Here is a 524-nt window from a genome sequence, read left to right on the forward strand (position 1 = left end):
ACGTCCGGACGTAGGTGATATCGACCACCCACAATCGATTCGGTTGTGTTGCAACGAAATTACGTTTCACACTGTCCCGCGGCCGCACCCCAGCAGGGTCGGGTCGGGTGGTGAACACCTTCTTCGAACGTTGCACACCGCGCACCCCGGCGCAGCGCATCAACCGGCGCGTCTGTTCACGGCCGACCCGAACACCCCGGCGGGTCAGCTCTGCGTGCATCTTCTTGACTGGCGTACACCGAGTAATTGTTCTCGTGCACGGTCTTCACCAATGGCACCAGTTCGCCGTCGCGGATTGAACGTGCCGATGCAACACGGCTTTTCGCTGCACGGTAGCCTCGCGAGGTAAGGAAGACCACACCCGCCGCCCGCAGAGCGCGACAGATGAACTCGACCCCGAAACGATCGCGGTACGCGTCGATGAACGCGATCATCTCGTCGTGGTCCGGTCGAGTTCCGAGGCGAAAAACGCGCTCGCCGATTTCAGTAGCTCGTTCGTTCGCTCGAGTTCGGCGACCCGCTTC

General features: G+C 61.5%; 1 pseudogene and 1 other annotated feature. The pseudogene reads right to left on the minus strand.

Annotation, left to right across the window (positions count from 1 at the left end):
- Positions 1-220 (minus strand): annotated as a pseudogene (locus DK926_RS26925) (IS3 family transposase); the annotation flags it as partial.
- 142 nt (positions 221-362) lie between these two features.
- Positions 363-473 (minus strand) — a sequence feature (AL1L pseudoknot).
- Between the last annotated feature and the right edge of the window lie 51 nt (positions 474-524).

Source organism: Rhodococcus sp. Eu-32 (genome assembly GCF_003336925.1).
GTDB classification, from domain to species: domain Bacteria; phylum Actinomycetota; class Actinomycetes; order Mycobacteriales; family Mycobacteriaceae; genus Rhodococcoides; species Rhodococcoides kyotonensis_B.